Genomic DNA, 16,207 nt, shown 5'->3' on the forward strand with positions numbered 1-16,207 from the left:
TCAAACTAATGATTTTGTTGGCTATTTTTTTGAAAGTGCCTTTCGCTTAGCCATTGGATTAATGGTCAAGGGTCGGTAGATTTCTATGCGATCGCCTGCCAAAAGTATGGTATCAAGGCGTTTTTTTTGGCTAAAAATACCCACATACCAAGACTTATGATTTGGGCTGTTGTCCAAATTATTTTGTACCCAATGCCAAAAATCTTCAAACTCTTCGCTATGCACCCAAGGCACAAGCGTCAATGCTTCATAGATGGTTGTACCCATCGGTAGGCTAAGTTCACTATAATACTGCTTACCTGAGTACGCAACATGGCTGATGGCGATGGTCATACATTGCTCTAAACAATCCATTCAAGCACCAAACCGATGATTGCTACAATAATGGCAATAGGCACAATAATGCGTACAAAAACACGCCAAGTATTATATCGAAGCTCACTACTCATATTCAGCGTTTTTCTTAAATGGCTAATTTTCATCACAAATCCTGAAAAAATAGACAACATCAAAACCGCCACCAAGCTTAGACAGATAATGATGATTAATAAAATATTGGCAGGAATAATACTAAACACAATCGCCAATAATAATACCATCGCCACCGCCATCAGTATGCCAAAGCGTGTACTAAGCTGTGTGTACGCATAATATAATAAAAATGCCGCAACCAATAACATGCCTAGGCTGGTAACGACAAATGACGCCACGCCTACCAAAGCTGAGCCTGCTAAGATGGCAATTGAACCAAAGATTAGCTGAGTGAGCCAAACAGGCAAAATATAGCCTGCCAAAGATTTTTTGGCAGTCATCAAACTTGGTGCGGTCGCCATACCCCCAAACCAGTATAAGCCTGTACCAATACCAACGCACAAAAGTGCAAGTATGACTGCACGAGACCACTCAAGCAGTCCAACCTCGGTCATGACAGGAACGCTAACCGCACTGTCATATAACGACAACAGTGAACCCAATAAAATCAACAAGACGCCCACCATCAGCAAACGACTTTTTAATAAGCTTAATATCAATGCAATGACCATCAAGCCTGCTGCCATACCAAATATGGGAATACCTGACTGCTGTAACACCGAACCAAAGTGTACATAAGCTCTTATAGCAATCCGCCCTGAGAGATTGGCTGCGATTAATATTGAGATAACAACAGACAGCAGCGCAAAACCTCGCCAAACTAAGCCTGCATCTGCTTCACGGGTCAGTTTTTGCATACCCTGCCACGGCATATCACCTGAACGCGCCGACAAGGCAAATTCAGCAAATAAGACAGGCAAGCCAACCAAAACCATCGCTGCCACCCAAAGCAGCCAAAAATCCAATTCTCGTGCCATATTTGGTGCAACTTGACCAATGAACATCAAAGGCAAAGCACACGCCACAAAAAAGACCGTATATCGATGAAGCATATTTGATACCATGATAAAGATTTGGCATATTTTAACACAAAAACCAATAAAGCCCTAAAACTGCCATACATTAAAAAACCCCCTTTTTGGGAGCTTTTTAATACAATATTTTTAATACAATAATAGATATAATGGTAGATTTTCTGATACACTTGTTATACCGACCATCAAATCTAAAGTATATGCCTAACGCTAACCGTTGATGGCTATCGTATCGTTGTTATGTTTGTGTTTTAATCATCATATTTAAGACTTAAGCAGCTTGATGTATATCATCGCCTCGTGTATCAGTGAAGTGCTGATAAATATTCAGATAAAATCTTAATATCACGATCTGATAATCGTGATGCCACCATCTGCATCATGCCTTTATCACCTGCCTTGGCAGAATCGTTGGTACGCACCTCTGTATCTGACGAAACATCATCTTCACGACCTGCGGCACGGAACAGTTTTAATTGTGTTGCCAAATAGGCAGCGTGCTGACCACCTAAGCGAGGAAAGCCTGCGTACGCATTACCTGCACCTTTGGGATCATGACAACCTGAACACGGAATAACGCCACGAGTTTTATCACCGCCTAAGTATAGTTTGGTTGCTTCGGCAACTGTTGCTTTATTGCCATAGCCTGGTGTCCAAGGGGTTCTACTGGCATAATAACCTGCCAAATTTGCCAAATCCTGCTGAGTCAATCCAGCCAGCTGAGCTTCCATAATACCATTACGGCGTGCTTTGGTCTTAAAATCAACCAACTGCTTATAAAGATACTTGATATTTTGACCACCGAGGTTTGGCTGAGTAGGCACAGGACTCATGCCATCAAGACCATGACAGGCAGCACAGTTGGCTTCAACGATGGCTTTGCCTGCTTCAATGTCATATGTCGGGACAGTGACAGCAGCATACGCTGAAAAACTGGCAAGACCAATTCCTGAGGCTAGAGTGAGTTTGGCTAAAGTTGCTTTTTTGGCAGGTTTCATAATAATTTCCTACTAACTTGGCTAAGTCTTGGGTGATATTGTGGCTAAATCTTGGTTTATTTAGCCCATCATTTATAATTCAAAAAACTACTTATGGCAATTTATCTGAGTAACTTTTGTTATTATAGCAAGAGTTAGCTAAATTTTCCTACAAAAATTGTGGTTTTGGTAACATTTTTTCAAATAATCGTCATTTTATTGATAAAATGATGGTATGAATGACATTTTGATCACAGCCAAGCAGACCGATTTTTATCATTTAATTTATCTGCTCATATAGTCAATCAGCTTAGCAAAGTCTTCATCTGTGCAATTTTGGCACAGACCCATGGCAGGCATCTGCGGCATGCCTTGGCGGATTGATTTAATCAATGCCTCTTGACCCTTTTGCTGATTTAGGCGATGCCATATGGCAACATCACCTTTTTTGGGTGCATTAAAAGTACCGCTATCATGACAAGTTGCACAGCTTTGAGCGTATATTTTTTCGATATCAGCATACGCATTTGATGCCACGACCAAACCCAAAACCATCAGCGACCATATCAACATTTTCATAAGAGCGTTCTCATATATAAAATCAGCCTTTATTATGGGTATTTTTGGCACAATGACAAGGGTAATTTGGTAAAGAGCAAATTACCCTTTAAAACGCTTATGCCTTATATCCGTCGCCAAGTCGTACCCATACGACCATCTTCAAGCTCAATGCCTTGACGGTTAAGCTCATCACGGATCGCATCTGCCTTGGCAAAGTTTTTTTGAGCTTTGGCTTGTTGTCTTTGGGCGATTTTATTGGCAATCTCGGCATCACTTAAGCCATCAGGCTTATTACCAATATTGGCTTGCAAAAACTCATGGGGCGATGATTGGGCGATATTAAGCACCGAGGCCAGCGTCTTGAGCGTCGATGCTTCTTGAGTGGCTTTTTGGTATTCGCCTGCTTTCATGGCTCGATTAATCTCAGTAACAACGCTAAAAAGCACGCTCACCGCTTTGGGGGTATTAAAATCATCATTCATCGCTTTGGCAAATGCCTGCCCTGCTTCACTCTCCCAAGCATTTGGCATGATTGATATGACGCCAAAGTTTTCGGCCGATTTTAGTGATTGGTAGATGCGTGATAATGCGGTATGACTTTCTTTGAGTGCTGTATCTGAAAAATTAACAGGACTGCGATAATGACTGGATAATAAAAAAAACCGTATCGTTTCAGGATGAAACTTATCCACAACCTCACGAATGGTGAAAAAATTACCCAAAGACTTGCTCATTTTTTCGCCATCAATATTAATAAACCCCATATGCATCCAATGATTGGCATAGGTTTTACCAGTTGCACCTTCAGATTGGGCAATCTCATTTTCGTGATGTGGAAACTGCAGATCATGCCCACCGCCATGAATGTCAAAAGTTTCGCCCAAACAGCAAGTACTCATGGCACTACATTCAATATGCCAACCAGGTCGACCCAAACCCCACGGCGATTGCCAATGTGGTTCAGACGGCTTGGCGGTTTTCCATAATACAAAATCAAAAGGATGGCGTTTATCTTCTGCGGTACTCACACGCTCTGATGCACCTGCTTGCATATCATCTACATGACGCTTGGAGAGCTTGCCATAATTAGGAAATTTTTCGATTGCATAATACACATCGCCGCCACTGCCTTGATAGGCCAAGTTTTTTGTCAGCAAAACATCAATCAGATGCTGCATATTTTCAATATGTTCGGTCGCACGAGGTTCTATGTTGGGAGATTGACAACCCAAAAATTGTTCATCTTGATGCATAGCTGTGATGAAGCGGTCGGTCAGCTCGGTAATGGTCTCACCGTTATCGTAGGCTCTTTGAATAATTTTATCGTCAATATCCGTAATATTTCGTACATAATTAACCTGATAGCCAATGGCTCTAAGCCAGCGTACAATCACATCAAACCCCACCATGACACGCGCATGACCCATATGGCAGTAGTCATAAACTGTCATACCACACACATAAATCCCAATTTGCCCTGCATGAATCGGTTTAAATGGACGCTTGCTGGCACTTAGGGTATCATAAAGTTGTAACTGCGATTGGGTCTGGCGTAATGCACTCATGGTTTTATTTTCCAAACATCACTATAAAAACTGCCATCATAACAAATTTTGCTGTTAAATTCAGTAAATTTATCAAAACATTTTTACCAAAAAACAAACCAAACCATCATCAAATGGCCTTAACTTTCAGTAAAGTAACTTTAGCATACATACTGGCATCTTAAAGATTACCATGCCAGATGCTTAATGTCTTTTATCATCAAACTGAGTTTTGATTGAGTTGATGCACGATTGAGCTATTTTGATACGATTATGCTATAATGAGACCATTTTTATAGCAATTTTTTAATGGGATTTTTATGACAACAAGCCGTAAAATTTTGGTAACCTCTGCCCTACCTTATGCCAACGGACCCATTCATTTGGGGCATTTGGTTGAATACATCCAAACTGACATTTGGGTGCGTGCCATGAAAGCCATGGGGCATAATGTGACTTATGTGTGTGCCGATGATGCACATGGCACCGCAATCATGCTAAAAGCACAAGACAATGGCATCACCCCAGAAGAACAAATTGCTACCGTTAAGGCAAGTCATGAAAAGGATTTTGCAGGATTTTTGATTGATTTTGATAATTACCACTCTACCCACAGCTCCGAAAATCAATATTTTTCCCAAAAAATTTACACCACACTCAAGCAAAATGGTTATATTTTTACCAAAGATGTGGAACAGCTGTTTGATACTGAAAAAGGGCTTTTTTTGGCTGACCGTTTTGTCAAAGGCACTTGTCCTGAATGCGACGCACCCAATCAATACGGCGATAATTGTGAAGTCTGCTCTAGCACCTACAATGCCACCGAACTAAAAAACCCTTATTCAACACTCTCAAACTCATCACCCATCATTCGATCATCTAAGCACTATTTTTTCAATTTACCGCAGTTTGATGAATTTTTAAGGACTTGGACAAAGTCTCAAGGACGACTTCAAAGCAGCATCTATAATAAGCTATCTGAATGGTTTGACGCAGGTCTTGCACCTTGGGATATCAGTCGTGATGCACCATATTTTGGCTTTAAGATTCCAGATACACCTGCAGATGAGCCTGATAAATATTTTTATGTTTGGCTAGATGCCCCTGTTGGTTATATGGCAAGCTTTAAAAATCTGTGCGACCGTACCGATATGGATTTTGATGAATATTTTAATAAAGACAGTCAAACTGAGCTATATCATTTTATCGGTAAAGATATCGTATATTTTCATTCACTGTTTTGGCCAGCCATGCTTGAAGGTGCAGGCTATCGCACCCCAACAGCGGTTAATGCACATGGATTTTTGACCGTCAATGGTGAAAAAATGAGTAAATCTCGTGGCACATTCATCAAGGCAGAAACCTATTTGACGCATTTAGATCCTGAATATTTACGCTATTACTTTGCCAGCAAACTGTCAGCAAATGTCGAGGATATTAACCTTGATCTTGAAGATTTTATGCAAAAAGTCAATTCAGATTTGGTTGGTAAAGTGGTTAATATTGCCTCTCGCTCAGCAGGATTTATTCACAAAAATCATGATGGTAAATTATCAGATGAATTGACCGAACCCAAACTGATTGATGAGATTATCTGTGCAGGTGATGAGATTGCTGCCGCTTATGAGGCGCGTGAGTTTGCCAAGGTCACCCGTCTCATTATGGCCTGTGCTGACAAAGCCAATGAGTATATCGATACCCAAAAACCATGGGCATTAAATAAAGCAGGTAAATTTGATGAAGTTCAAAAGGTTTGTACAGTTTCGCTGAATATTTTTCATAAACTGATCATTTATCTTGCACCCATTTTACCAAAATTATCCGAACAAGCCCGTGAATTTTTAAATATTGACAGCTTAGAGTTTGATACACGCCATCGCCATTTACTCAGCCATCACATCAACCCCTTTACACCATTAATGCAGCGTATAGATAAAGATAAAGTTAATGCGATGATTCATGACTCTAAAGAAAATCTTACCCAAACCTCAGGCACTGATAACACCAAAAAAACAGTTTTGGATGATACGGATACCGCCAAATCGGCATACATTGGTATTGATAAGTTTGCCAAAGTGACTATGAAAGTTGCCCATGTGGTCAAATGCCAAAGTGTTGAAGGTGCTGATAAGCTCCTACAGTTTACTTTAGATGTGGGCGAGGAGCATACTCGCAATGTATTTAGCGGTATTGCCAAGTTTTATCAACCTGAAGAGCTGACCGATAAAAAAGTGATTTGTGTAACCAACTTAGCACCTCGCAAGATGAAGTTTGGTATCTCAGAGGGTATGATTTTATCAGCTGAAAAACAAGGGGTATTAACAGTCATCACACTGCCTGACACCATGCCCATCGGAGCGGTTTTGGCTTAACTTTATCAAGACAAATCAAACTCATAAAAACTGGTTAAACTCGTCTTTGACCAGTTTTTATACTTGATTGCTACTATAATCATTGCCTTCATACTCGACAAGTGCTTGTGTTAGCAATGATGGTAATGATTGAATATTTGGTAGGGCTGTTTGGCATGCCGTAATCCCAAAGTCAATGCAATCTTGATAATTGGTAAAGCTGATATTGAGTGCTTGACCATCAAATAAAACCGAAGCAGGATACATGGCTGTCAGCTTCGCCCCATTTAAATACAAAGGCGTACTGTCACCTGGGATATTGGAGATGATTAGGTTGAATGCCTGCTTAGCTGGATAAAGACGCATTGCCAAATTTATCCCTGCCCAAGCATAATGCACTGCCGTATAATTGATAAATTCAGCTTGTGTCATACGCCCAGCGCGCATCTTGCCTGCTTGCACACTGTCATGAATCAACCTAAGGCGTGCGATGGCATCAGGGTTATTTGTACCCAAATTGGTTGGAATAAATGAGATTTGATTGCCCAACGCAGTATCATTTTTTCGTAAAGAAATCGGCACAAAAGCAATCAATGGCATATCTGGCAAAGCATTTTGAGATAATAGGTAGTTTCTGATGGCAGTGGAACAAACTGCCAAAATTATATCATTGGTACTGACATTGAGCCGTTTTGCAACTTGGACAAACCGTGCTTTTTTTAAGGTCAGAACACAGATATGCCGACTGGTACCAATGCGTTGATTAAGTATTGATGACGGAGCTTGCAAACTGCTGATAAACTGCGTTTTTGGTATTTGGGATGCGGTGGACTGGCTAAGCTGATAATCAGATTTAAGCTCTTGATATACTGGCTTTAGACCTACAATTTGGTCTTTAAAATGCTCAACGATTGGCTTTTTATCCATGACAAAGCTTGATTCTTTGCGGCGAATATTACGAAGCCAAATTGGTTTAGACAGCTTTTCATCAGGTGAGTGCGATAGCGAACGCTGAAATAAACGCATTGCAGCAACGCCATCTATCATGGCATGATGAGCTTTTAGGTACAATAAAAATCGCCGAGTGCCGTTTTGCGTTTCTGGCTCAAGATTATCAAATAAATGCAGCTCCCATAATGGTCTGGTGCGATCCAATTGCTGTTCATGCAGTCTTGAGATTTGAGCGAGTGCCTCCGACATTTTGCCAACCTGTAGGCTGTGCCGATAACAATGACGGTCGATATAAAATTTGCGAATGGTTTTCCAAGCAAATTTATGGAAAAGCACTTGATTAAATGGGAAATTAGGAATAGCATCAGAGTCAATTTGGTTGGCAAGCACATTGATAAAGCTGATCTCATCTTGATCGTTGGGTAACTCAAATACACAAATGCCAGCCACATGCATGGGTTGTTTGGTATTTTCTAGCCATAAAAATAGTGAATCCACAATGCTCAGCGCACGCATAATCCAAGTTCCCTTAACCTAAAATCACCCAAAATTTTCTATGCTAACAAAATTTTGGATTAATGATAAGTTTTCAAATTTTATTTTTGATACCATTAAGTATTTCATCACCAAATCAAGCGACAACCGCTCAATTTAAGATACCATCTGGCTATTTAAAAAAGTACCCTGTCTGCGGTGAGCTTGCTTGTGCCATATGGCGTGCAGGCATACGCCCTGCCAAAAACGCTTCTCGACCTGCGACAACTGCATGGTTCATCGCCGAAGCCATCATCACTGGATTTTTGGCATGGGCGATGGCAGTATTCATTAAAACACCATCACAACCAAGCTCCATCGCTATTGCAGCGTCTGATGCTGTACCTACGCCTGCATCGACCAAAACAGGTACTTTGGTTTGCTCAATAATTAAGCTTAGAGTGTGGCGGTTTAAAATCCCAAGCCCTGAGCCAATCAAGCTACCCAATGGCATAATTGCCACACAGCCCATGCTTTCAAGCTCTTTGGCAACAATCGGGTCATCTGAAGTATAGACCATGACCTCAAAACCATCATCAATCAACACCTTTGCTGCTTTTAGTGTTTCGGTGATATTCGGATAAAGGTTTTTTTCATCGCCAAGCACTTCAAGCTTAACCAAATTATGACCATCAAGCAGCTCTCGTGCCAACATGCAAGTACGCACCGCACTATCGGCATCAAAACACCCTGCGGTATTTGGCAAAATGGTGTATTTATTCGGTGAAATCACATCCAAAAGATTTGGCTCATCTTTATTTTGTCCAATATTAGTTCGGCGAATGGCAACCGTAACAATATTGGCACCACTGGCATGGATGGCATCTTTGGTTTCATTTAGGTCTTTATACTTACCTGTACCAACCAACAAACGCGAATTAAAACTTCTACTGCCAATAATCAATTGATCCAACATATTACCCTCACAACATCTAAATTTAGTATTATTCATGCTTTGATTGGTTCATCATCATGAAATATGAAATACGCCAAATATTGTACAGTAAAGACCTTTTTATGACAATCATTCACCCTATAATTTCAACTATGGCAACAAACAAAAAATCCCATCAATAATTTATTGATGGGATTTTGAAAAATGGGGCGACTAATGGGGCTCGAACCCACGACAACCGAGATCACAACCCGGGGCTCTACCAACTGAGCTATAGCCGCCATAGTAATGCAGGCATATGGCGCGCCTGGCAGGATTCGAACCTGCGACCACCTGCTTAGAAGGCAGATGCTCTATCCAACTGAGCTACAGGCGCTCGAGTGTCTTAATGTGTTGACAATGCCAACAAAAAAGCTTATCAGGCTTTAAATGGTCGGAGTGGAGGGATTCGAACCCCCGACCCTCTGCTCCCAAAGCAGATGCGCTACCAAGCTGCGCTACACTCCGATTTTATCACTTCAAGCTTCTTTATCAGCTCGTCGTTGTGGTGCGTATAATACAACTAAGGCTCCAAGCTGTCAACCACTAATTTATAAAATAAACCATAAAATCTATAGCTTATTGATTTTAATATAAAAAATATTAATTTCTTTCTAACGGTTGCTCAGAAATAATCGCCATGCCACTGGCGATTGCCCCTCGGGTACCACCAGTTAAATGAATGATACGACGGTCATTATCCAGCTCATTGATGAGCTTTGCTGCTTTTTGTGCCTTAGTACCGCCGCCACATAAGACATAAATATCACCTTTTGTGGCATCCAAAAGCGTTTTATCAATTGTACTAAGCGGATGATTGACCGCATGTTCAATATGCCCTTCTTGGTACTGCTCGGCATCACGCACATCCCAAATGACCTTATCTTTGGTTGGTGTAAATTCAGTTATCTTAAGCTCAGTAATCATTGCTAGTACCTTTAGTTATCCAAATAATTCTTATCAATCAGTTTATCACATATACTCAGTTTATCATATATGCTATGATGATTAAAAATTATTTCATCAATACCCATGATACCATTTAAGCCCAATCAGTTACGACAAAAATTACAGCACCCAAATCCATTTGCTAAGCCCAGTTTGGCGGATTTGGCATCTTTTTTACGGCACTTGGCATTTGGGCTATGGAAAATTTGGGCAGTATTAGCGTTGGTGCATAGACCATTTGGCTCAGCAGCTTATCCTGTCATACTAGTATTACCCAATCATTTATCTATACGCTTTTCGACGCTCAGCTGCCACTTAGACACTGTTATTAAAAGCCACGCTAAGCATAACAACCTTTTGGTTATATGCTCAAAAGCCAAGCAATGATCGACCTTGGCAAGATGAAGTTAAGGCACAGATCCAATTTCATCAAATCGGTGATCAAGTTACTGTCAAAAATGTCAGAAATTTTGAATGGATCAGCAAAACCGACTATTTGCCTAGATGGGAAGTACGCCGCTATGATTTATCCCAAATTAAATCACTGGATTTGATTGTCTCAATTTGGGATAACGACAATATCGCACATACTTTGCTTTCATTTGGCTTATTTGTATGCCGCTAAAACTCTTGCCACCCACCCTTCTTGGTATAATACTTTATTAAAAAACAGTACAACAGCAATATTTGATTTAATAAATCCAATACGCACGCGCCCAATGACTATCGCATCTTATTATCGGGTCGTTTTCCTGAATATTTATACGAAATTGGTATAATCGATACAGATTAAGTTTTAATGAGCTTAAAGCTTTGGCATTCATCAATCCAAAAGTTGAACAATACAATCATCACAATCCCATATCATCGGCAGAATTTTCCCACAAAATTCGTGAAAATACCCCTGATTCTCATATAAAATCCAACAAGCAGGCGAAATGAGTTTATAAATAACCAATAAAATCAAAAATTTATAAAATTTTTATGAAATTGTTATCATTTTATCAAAAAAAAGCTTGCCAAAATTTTAAAAATCTATATAATACCCAACATCAAGAATGCGTATATCGCTTGAAAAACAACTTGGGGACGTGGCGGAATTGGTAGACGCACTGGATTTAGGTTCCAGCGCCGAGAGGTGTGAGAGTTCGAGTCTCTCCGTCCCCACCAAATTTAAAAGAGCCAGTGACATTCATCATTGGTTTTTTTCTTATCCAAATTTGGGCCTATAGCTCAGTTGGTTAGAGCAGAGGACTCATAATCCTTTGGTCGCAGGTTCAAGTCCTGCTGGGCCTACCATTTTCAATTCATAAAAAAGGGTTTGTAAGTTTGCAAGCCCTTTTTTATACACAATACTTGATAACAATAACAACTCATATCCTAAGTCTTGATAAATCGGTCAGCTAAGACCGTTTATGATATCAATCTCGATGATATTTTAGCCAAAACAAACAAACCGCCATTAAAGGCGGTATGTCTGCTTGAAAGCCAACAAGTTTTGGAGAAATGATTAAATAATAAACGATTAAATAATTTAGTTATGCATTTAAGCAGTTAGTGCCAATGATTCACAATGACCTTTGGCAAGTTTTTTTAGGACAGCAGTGATCATCTCGGTGGTGATTGGCTTTTCGGTACCTTTGGATAAAATATTCATTTCAATGTTTTGGCGTTTTGGCTGATTCATTGTCATATCCTATGTCTATCACCAGCAGCTGTTATAAATTTGCTTTGGTGTTTGATTGATTTGTTGAGATTAGTATAGCTTATGTTTACAGATGTACACAACCAATTATTGCCAATTTATGCCCATAAAGTGTAAACACTTGTTTCATTTTTGACATATCTTGTCACATCTTTATTAATTTTAAGGCAATCCCCTTAAATTTAATCAATCCCAATAAAAAATAACGCTCAAAAATGAGCGTTACTAGATATGACCATGATACATGCAAAGGCGTTTAGCCCACCAAAGCATTTTCCCAACGCGGTACGACCAATTGCATTAATGGTTTGAGCAATTTGACATTACAAGCAAACACAGAGCCAGTTGTCATCGCATTTGATGCACCTTTGTGATCAACCACCACACCACGCGCTTCGGTGACAATTAGCTCGCCTGCCGCCATATCCCAAGGCTTAAGCGACATCTCAAAATAACCATCATAGCGACCTGCTGCAACATAGCACAAATCTAAGGCAGCAGAACCAAAGCGGCGTACTTGACCACCATTTTCACAGATGGCTTGCAAGCTGGCAAAATGCTGACGGGCAAAGCTGACTCGCTCTTCGCCCACCATACGCTCATAGGGATGACCTGTCGTAAACAGTCCGCCTTCAATGGTCTTGCGTTCACTCACCTGCAAGCGACGCTGATTCATGACAGCACCACGACCACGACTGGCAGAAAACATTTCATCTCGAACAGGATCATAAATCACACCATGCTCAGTGACGCCATTTTTTTGGACAGCGATAGACACACAAAAATGTGGGACGCCATGGACAAAGTTTTGGGTGCCATCTAGTGGATCAATCACCCAACACCAATCAGCATCATGACCCTTACCCTCTTGTAAGCCAAATTCTTCACCCAAATACGAATGATTGGGATAGCTTTCTTTGAGTGTAGCAATCGTCAGCTCTTCAGCATAACGGTCAATTTGGGTAACCAAGCCATCAAGCCCCTTGGATTCTACCGCCAAATCAAGGCGATGGCGATTTTGATGTGCTCGCAAAATTTCATGACCCACTTTTTTGGCTGCGTTTGCCGCCATGACAACCATCGGTTCCATACTACACCTGCTTTATTGAATTAAACTGCTTAAAGAGTTAATTTGCACTCATCACGCAAAAGGTTTTTATTATACGCCAAAAACTGCCAAAAAACCAATGAAAATTATGGTCATGGCAACAAATACACAAAACACAACCAACCCGACAAGGATTTAGTTTTTGATGATTAAATTACTTAAAGATTGATAAATACCATCAGTATCCAATCGGCAATACAACAGCTGTTCTTCATGGCTGGCATGATGAATGAACGCATCTTTGATACCGATATTTAACAGCTTAACCAACGCTTGTAGGCTTACGATGAATTCATTCACCGCACTGCCTGCACCGCCTGTGATTTGATGCTCTTCAACAGTAGCAATATGCGTCACACCCATCTCAAGCAGCCTTAAAATAAGTGCCTCATCCAAAGGCTTAACCCAACGCATATCCACCACGATACAAGCGATTGCTTGACTTTCTGACAGTCTTTGGGCGGCGGTCAGAGCATCTTTTAGGCGAGTGCCGAACGATAATACTGCCAGTTTTTTGGTGCTTTTTGTATCAAAGTTTGATGACTGCCAGACCACATTGGCCCGCCCAATTGGGTAATGCTCATCTGTCATATCAACCTTACGCCCCACGCCAACACCACGAGGATAGCGTACGGCTGCCACACCGTCATACTGATAACAAGTGTTCAATAACTGATGGCACTCATGTTCATCACTTGGGGCAGCGATTATGACATTAGGCACACAGCGTAAAAATGCCAAATCAAAAACCCCAGCATGAGTCGCACCATCTTCACCGACCAAACCTGCACGGTCAATAGCAAAGGTAACATCAAGATTTTGTAGGGCGACATCATGAATCAGCTGATCATAACCCCGCTGCAAAAAAGTAGAATAAATCGCAACCACAGGTTTAATTTTGCCTGAAGTTGCCATGCCTGCCGCCAAAGTTACCGCATGCTGCTCAGCAATCGCCACATCAAAAAATCGCTTGGGGTATTTGGTGGCATACTCAACCATACCTGAACCTTCCGCCATAGCTGGCGTGATGGCAACCAAGCGCTCATCAATATTTGCCCAATGCAACAACCAATCACCAAAAATCTGTGAATATTTTTTGGCAGTTGGTGCAGATGTGGGTGCTTGATTTTTGCCTGCTTTGGGTAACTTTCCGATAGCATGATAGCCTATCGGATCAGCTTCGGCAGGTAAAAAACCCTTACCTTTGATGGTATGTACATGAATTAAGATAGCACCTTTTAACTGTTTGGCACGCTCAAGCACTTGGATGAGTTTGGGTAAATCATGCCCATCATACGGCCCAAGATAAGTAAAACCAATGGCTTTAAATAGATTATCTGCAAATAATTTATCGCCAATTTTTTCAGCAATTTTATCTGGCAAAGGTGAAGAGGTAACGCCATGAAAAAGCTCACTGATTTTTTCGCTGATTTTACTCGGTAGGCGACTTGAAACATCTTCAAAAGCACCGTTTGCCATATGCAAATAATGACGAATACGGCGGTCATCAGAGGAGATGGTGCGTTTGACCATCAAAATATTACCATGCTTATCAATATCCATGGCAAGTCCACGCTGCCATAGCTTTGCCAAATGGCGTGAAAAACCACCAATTGCCGCTGAGATTGACATGTCATTATCATTTAAGACAACCAGTAAATCGGCATTTTGTTGGACAGCATCATTCATCGCCTCAAATGCCATACCGCCTGTCATCGCACCATCGCCAATCACAGCTGCCACGGTACGATTTTCGCCAAGTAATCGTGCCGCCAAACTCATCCCTAACGCTGCTGATATTGAGGTTGATGAATGACCCACGCCAAAAGTATCATACTGGCTTTCTTCACGCTCAGGAAAGGCGGTCAGACCATCTTTTGAACGGATACTTGGAAGGCGTTCACGGCGACCTGTCAAAACTTTGTGCGCATAAGCTTGATGCCCAACATCCCAAACAAGCTTATCATAAGGGGTATTTAGCACAGCATGTAGTGCAATCGTCAGCTCAACTACGCCAAGATTAGCACCAAAATGCCCTCCGCTTACGCCTGTTGAGTAAAGTAAATACGCACGCAGCTCATCAGCCAACTGAATCAATTGATCGTTTGTCAGTGCCTTTAGGTCATCAGGGCTGGCGATACAATCCAAAATCGGCGTGTCAGGACGCATCGTCAAAATCTCATCAAAGACTTTGGCGGTATATGGTTGGCGGTAGGTGGCTGAATCCGTCATGACTGTTTCGCTTCCAATTATCAAGAAATTCATATTTCATCATCAAAAAGAGTATGGCATAATAGCATTTTTGATGATATACCGCCAATCTTTTAACAAAATTACGGCTTTATTATTATCAGTTTACACAATGGTACTGATGCGTTATTTTACAAGACAAGCTTTATTTTTGCTAGAAAAACCCCATTGATTGCTTCATTTTTATTGAAATTGAGATGTTAGTAACACTCAAATCGTAAAAACACTCGTTACCCATCGCTTAAGTGGTTAGACCGACCCAAAGATTTGGGCAATTATTTATGATAAAAAACCGATTTTAAAAAATGTTTAAGGTATTTTCCCTTGTATAAGTTTATTACCAAAGCCAAACTGCCGACCGTTCATGGTGAATTTGACATTCATATTTTTGAAAATGACGATGGTCAAGAGCATATTTTATTAAGTACAGGGTTACCCAATCATACAGATAGATTACCCCTTATCCGTATCCATTCAGAATGCCTAACGGGCGATGCGTTTGGGTCACTAAAATGCGACTGCGGCCCACAGCTAAATGCTGCCATGAGTGCCATTCAATCACATGGCGTGGGTGCAATTTTGTATTTGCGACAAGAGGGGCGTGGGATTGGATTAACCAACAAAATACGCGCCTATGCTCTACAGGATCAAGGGCATGATACACTAGAGGCAAATTTATTATTAGGTCTGCCAGCTGATGCACGCACTTATGAGATGTGCCAAGCAATGCTTGCACATGTAGGCATTAATCAAGTGGCTTTAATGACAAATAATCCCAATAAAGTCAATGAGTTAAATGAATTGGGCATCACAGTGGTTGAGCGAATTCCTCTGATTGTTGGCATCAATCAACACAACACTTCTTATTTAACCGTTAAAGGTGAACGCATGAATCACTATATCAATACAGATGATTTGAGCCAAAAACCCTAATCCAG

The 16,207-nt window shown here is 40.9% G+C and carries 15 protein-coding genes and 5 tRNA genes; 6 read left to right on the forward strand and 14 right to left on the reverse strand.

Features of this window, described 5'->3' with window-relative positions; genetic code table 11:
* Positions 1-21 precede the first annotated feature (21 nt).
* The 5 genes from A4U55_RS02910 to cysS form a co-directional block, all read right to left on the reverse strand.
* Complete coding sequence (locus A4U55_RS02910; protein WP_003660347.1) at positions 22-354, reverse strand: RnfH family protein; 333 nt, start codon at positions 352-354, stop codon at positions 22-24.
* Positions 342-1,424 (reverse strand): hypothetical protein, encoded by a 1,083-nt coding sequence (locus A4U55_RS02915; protein ID WP_063453985.1) that lies wholly within the window; start codon positions 1,422-1,424, stop codon positions 342-344. The genes A4U55_RS02910 and A4U55_RS02915 overlap by 13 nt, the downstream gene beginning before the upstream one ends.
* Before the next feature lie 287 nt (positions 1,425-1,711).
* Positions 1,712-2,404: a c-type cytochrome gene (locus A4U55_RS02920; RefSeq protein ID WP_003657615.1), complete on the reverse strand. Its 693-nt coding sequence runs from the start codon at positions 2,402-2,404 to the stop codon at positions 1,712-1,714.
* Positions 2,405-2,668: 264 nt separating this feature from the next.
* On the reverse strand, positions 2,669-2,962 hold the full coding sequence (locus A4U55_RS02925; RefSeq protein ID WP_003657616.1) for a c-type cytochrome: 294 nt from the start codon (positions 2,960-2,962) through the stop codon (positions 2,669-2,671).
* 104 nt (positions 2,963-3,066) lie between these two features.
* A complete protein-coding gene (cysS, locus tag A4U55_RS02930) occupies positions 3,067-4,509 on the reverse strand; it encodes a cysteine--tRNA ligase (RefSeq protein ID WP_003660348.1) in 1,443 nt (480 codons plus the stop codon).
* Positions 4,510-4,808: 299 nt separating this feature from the next.
* Here cysS and metG point away from each other — a divergent pair, with 299 nt between their 5' ends.
* Positions 4,809-6,860 carry a methionine--tRNA ligase gene (gene metG, locus A4U55_RS02935; protein WP_063453986.1) on the forward strand — a complete coding sequence of 684 codons (2,052 nt, stop codon included), beginning with the start codon at positions 4,809-4,811 and terminating at the stop codon, positions 6,858-6,860.
* A gap of 57 nt (positions 6,861-6,917) precedes the next feature.
* On the opposite strand, the gene A4U55_RS02940 is transcribed toward metG, so the two are convergent.
* The 6 genes from A4U55_RS02940 to A4U55_RS02965 form a co-directional block, all read right to left on the reverse strand.
* Positions 6,918-8,306, reverse strand: a complete 1,389-nt coding sequence (locus A4U55_RS02940) for a wax ester/triacylglycerol synthase family O-acyltransferase (RefSeq protein ID WP_063453987.1) — start codon at positions 8,304-8,306, stop codon at positions 6,918-6,920.
* Positions 8,307-8,457: 151 nt separating this feature from the next.
* Complete coding sequence (locus tag A4U55_RS02945; RefSeq protein ID WP_003657620.1) at positions 8,458-9,240, reverse strand: thiazole synthase; 783 nt, start codon at positions 9,238-9,240, stop codon at positions 8,458-8,460.
* Positions 9,241-9,424: 184 nt separating this feature from the next.
* A tRNA-His gene (locus A4U55_RS02950) sits at positions 9,425-9,500 on the reverse strand.
* An 18-nt stretch (positions 9,501-9,518) separates the two neighbouring features.
* Positions 9,519-9,595, reverse strand: a tRNA-Arg gene (locus tag A4U55_RS02955).
* Positions 9,596-9,649: 54 nt separating this feature from the next.
* Positions 9,650-9,726 (reverse strand) — tRNA-Pro (locus A4U55_RS02960).
* A 135-nt stretch (positions 9,727-9,861) separates the two neighbouring features.
* On the reverse strand, positions 9,862-10,185 hold the full coding sequence (locus A4U55_RS02965) for a rhodanese-like domain-containing protein (RefSeq protein ID WP_003657621.1): 324 nt from the start codon (positions 10,183-10,185) through the stop codon (positions 9,862-9,864).
* A gap of 105 nt (positions 10,186-10,290) precedes the next feature.
* Between A4U55_RS02965 and A4U55_RS02970 the strand changes: the two genes are divergently transcribed.
* From A4U55_RS02970 to A4U55_RS02980, 4 genes are all read left to right on the forward strand, one after another.
* The gene (locus tag A4U55_RS02970) at positions 10,291-10,593 is read left to right on the forward strand and encodes a hypothetical protein (protein WP_003657622.1); all 303 of its coding nucleotides are present in this window, start codon (positions 10,291-10,293) and stop codon (positions 10,591-10,593) included.
* 109 nt (positions 10,594-10,702) lie between these two features.
* Positions 10,703-10,831: a lipoprotein N-acyltransferase Lnb domain-containing protein gene (locus tag A4U55_RS09425; protein WP_003674097.1), complete on the forward strand. Its 129-nt coding sequence runs from the start codon at positions 10,703-10,705 to the stop codon at positions 10,829-10,831.
* A 460-nt stretch (positions 10,832-11,291) separates the two neighbouring features.
* A tRNA-Leu gene (locus A4U55_RS02975) sits at positions 11,292-11,376 on the forward strand.
* Positions 11,377-11,428: 52 nt separating this feature from the next.
* Positions 11,429-11,505, forward strand: a tRNA-Ile gene (locus tag A4U55_RS02980).
* A gap of 247 nt (positions 11,506-11,752) precedes the next feature.
* Here A4U55_RS02980 and A4U55_RS09035 read toward each other — a convergent pair.
* From A4U55_RS09035 to dxs, 3 genes are all read right to left on the reverse strand, one after another.
* Positions 11,753-11,893, reverse strand: coding sequence for a hypothetical protein (locus A4U55_RS09035; RefSeq protein WP_003657625.1), 141 nt, complete (start codon positions 11,891-11,893; stop codon positions 11,753-11,755).
* Between the two features lie 274 nt (positions 11,894-12,167).
* Positions 12,168-13,001 (reverse strand): inositol monophosphatase family protein, encoded by an 834-nt coding sequence (locus A4U55_RS02985; RefSeq protein WP_003660355.1) that lies wholly within the window; start codon positions 12,999-13,001, stop codon positions 12,168-12,170.
* Between the two features lie 153 nt (positions 13,002-13,154).
* Positions 13,155-15,251: a 1-deoxy-D-xylulose-5-phosphate synthase gene (gene dxs / locus A4U55_RS02990; protein ID WP_003665690.1), complete on the reverse strand. Its 2,097-nt coding sequence runs from the start codon at positions 15,249-15,251 to the stop codon at positions 13,155-13,157.
* A gap of 342 nt (positions 15,252-15,593) precedes the next feature.
* On the opposite strand from dxs, the gene ribA reads away from it, so the two are divergent.
* Positions 15,594-16,202 (forward strand): GTP cyclohydrolase II, encoded by a 609-nt coding sequence (gene ribA / locus A4U55_RS03000; protein ID WP_003673330.1) that lies wholly within the window; start codon positions 15,594-15,596, stop codon positions 16,200-16,202.
* Positions 16,203-16,207 lie beyond the last annotated feature (5 nt).

It is taken from the genome of Moraxella catarrhalis (assembly GCF_001632285.1).
Lineage (GTDB): Bacteria > Pseudomonadota > Gammaproteobacteria > Pseudomonadales > Moraxellaceae > Moraxella > Moraxella catarrhalis.

Excerpts from the sequence above, each read along its gene's own strand:
- cysS (WP_003660348.1), bottom strand. The coding sequence starts at position 4,509 with ATGAGTGCATTACGCCAGACCCAATCGCAGTTACAACTTTATGATACC.
- A4U55_RS09035 (WP_003657625.1), bottom strand. The coding sequence starts at position 11,893 with ATGAATCAGCCAAAACGCCAAAACATTGAAATGAATATTTTATCCAAA.
- A4U55_RS02910 (WP_003660347.1), bottom strand. The coding sequence starts at position 354 with ATGGATTGTTTAGAGCAATGTATGACCATCGCCATCAGCCATGTTGCG.
- A4U55_RS02945 (WP_003657620.1), bottom strand. The coding sequence starts at position 9,240 with ATGTTGGATCAATTGATTATTGGCAGTAGAAGTTTTAATTCGCGTTTG.
- dxs (WP_003665690.1), bottom strand. The coding sequence starts at position 15,251 with ATGACGGATTCAGCCACCTACCGCCAACCATATACCGCCAAAGTCTTT.
- A4U55_RS02925 (WP_003657616.1), bottom strand. The coding sequence starts at position 2,962 with ATGAAAATGTTGATATGGTCGCTGATGGTTTTGGGTTTGGTCGTGGCA.
- metG (WP_063453986.1), top strand. The coding sequence starts at position 4,809 with ATGACAACAAGCCGTAAAATTTTGGTAACCTCTGCCCTACCTTATGCC.
- A4U55_RS02915 (WP_063453985.1), bottom strand. The coding sequence starts at position 1,424 with ATGCTTCATCGATATACGGTCTTTTTTGTGGCGTGTGCTTTGCCTTTG.
- A4U55_RS02940 (WP_063453987.1), bottom strand. The coding sequence starts at position 8,306 with ATGCGTGCGCTGAGCATTGTGGATTCACTATTTTTATGGCTAGAAAAT.
- A4U55_RS02970 (WP_003657622.1), top strand. The coding sequence starts at position 10,291 with ATGATACCATTTAAGCCCAATCAGTTACGACAAAAATTACAGCACCCA.
- A4U55_RS02920 (WP_003657615.1), bottom strand. The coding sequence starts at position 2,404 with ATGAAACCTGCCAAAAAAGCAACTTTAGCCAAACTCACTCTAGCCTCA.
- A4U55_RS02985 (WP_003660355.1), bottom strand. The coding sequence starts at position 13,001 with ATGGAACCGATGGTTGTCATGGCGGCAAACGCAGCCAAAAAAGTGGGT.
- A4U55_RS02965 (WP_003657621.1), bottom strand. The coding sequence starts at position 10,185 with ATGATTACTGAGCTTAAGATAACTGAATTTACACCAACCAAAGATAAG.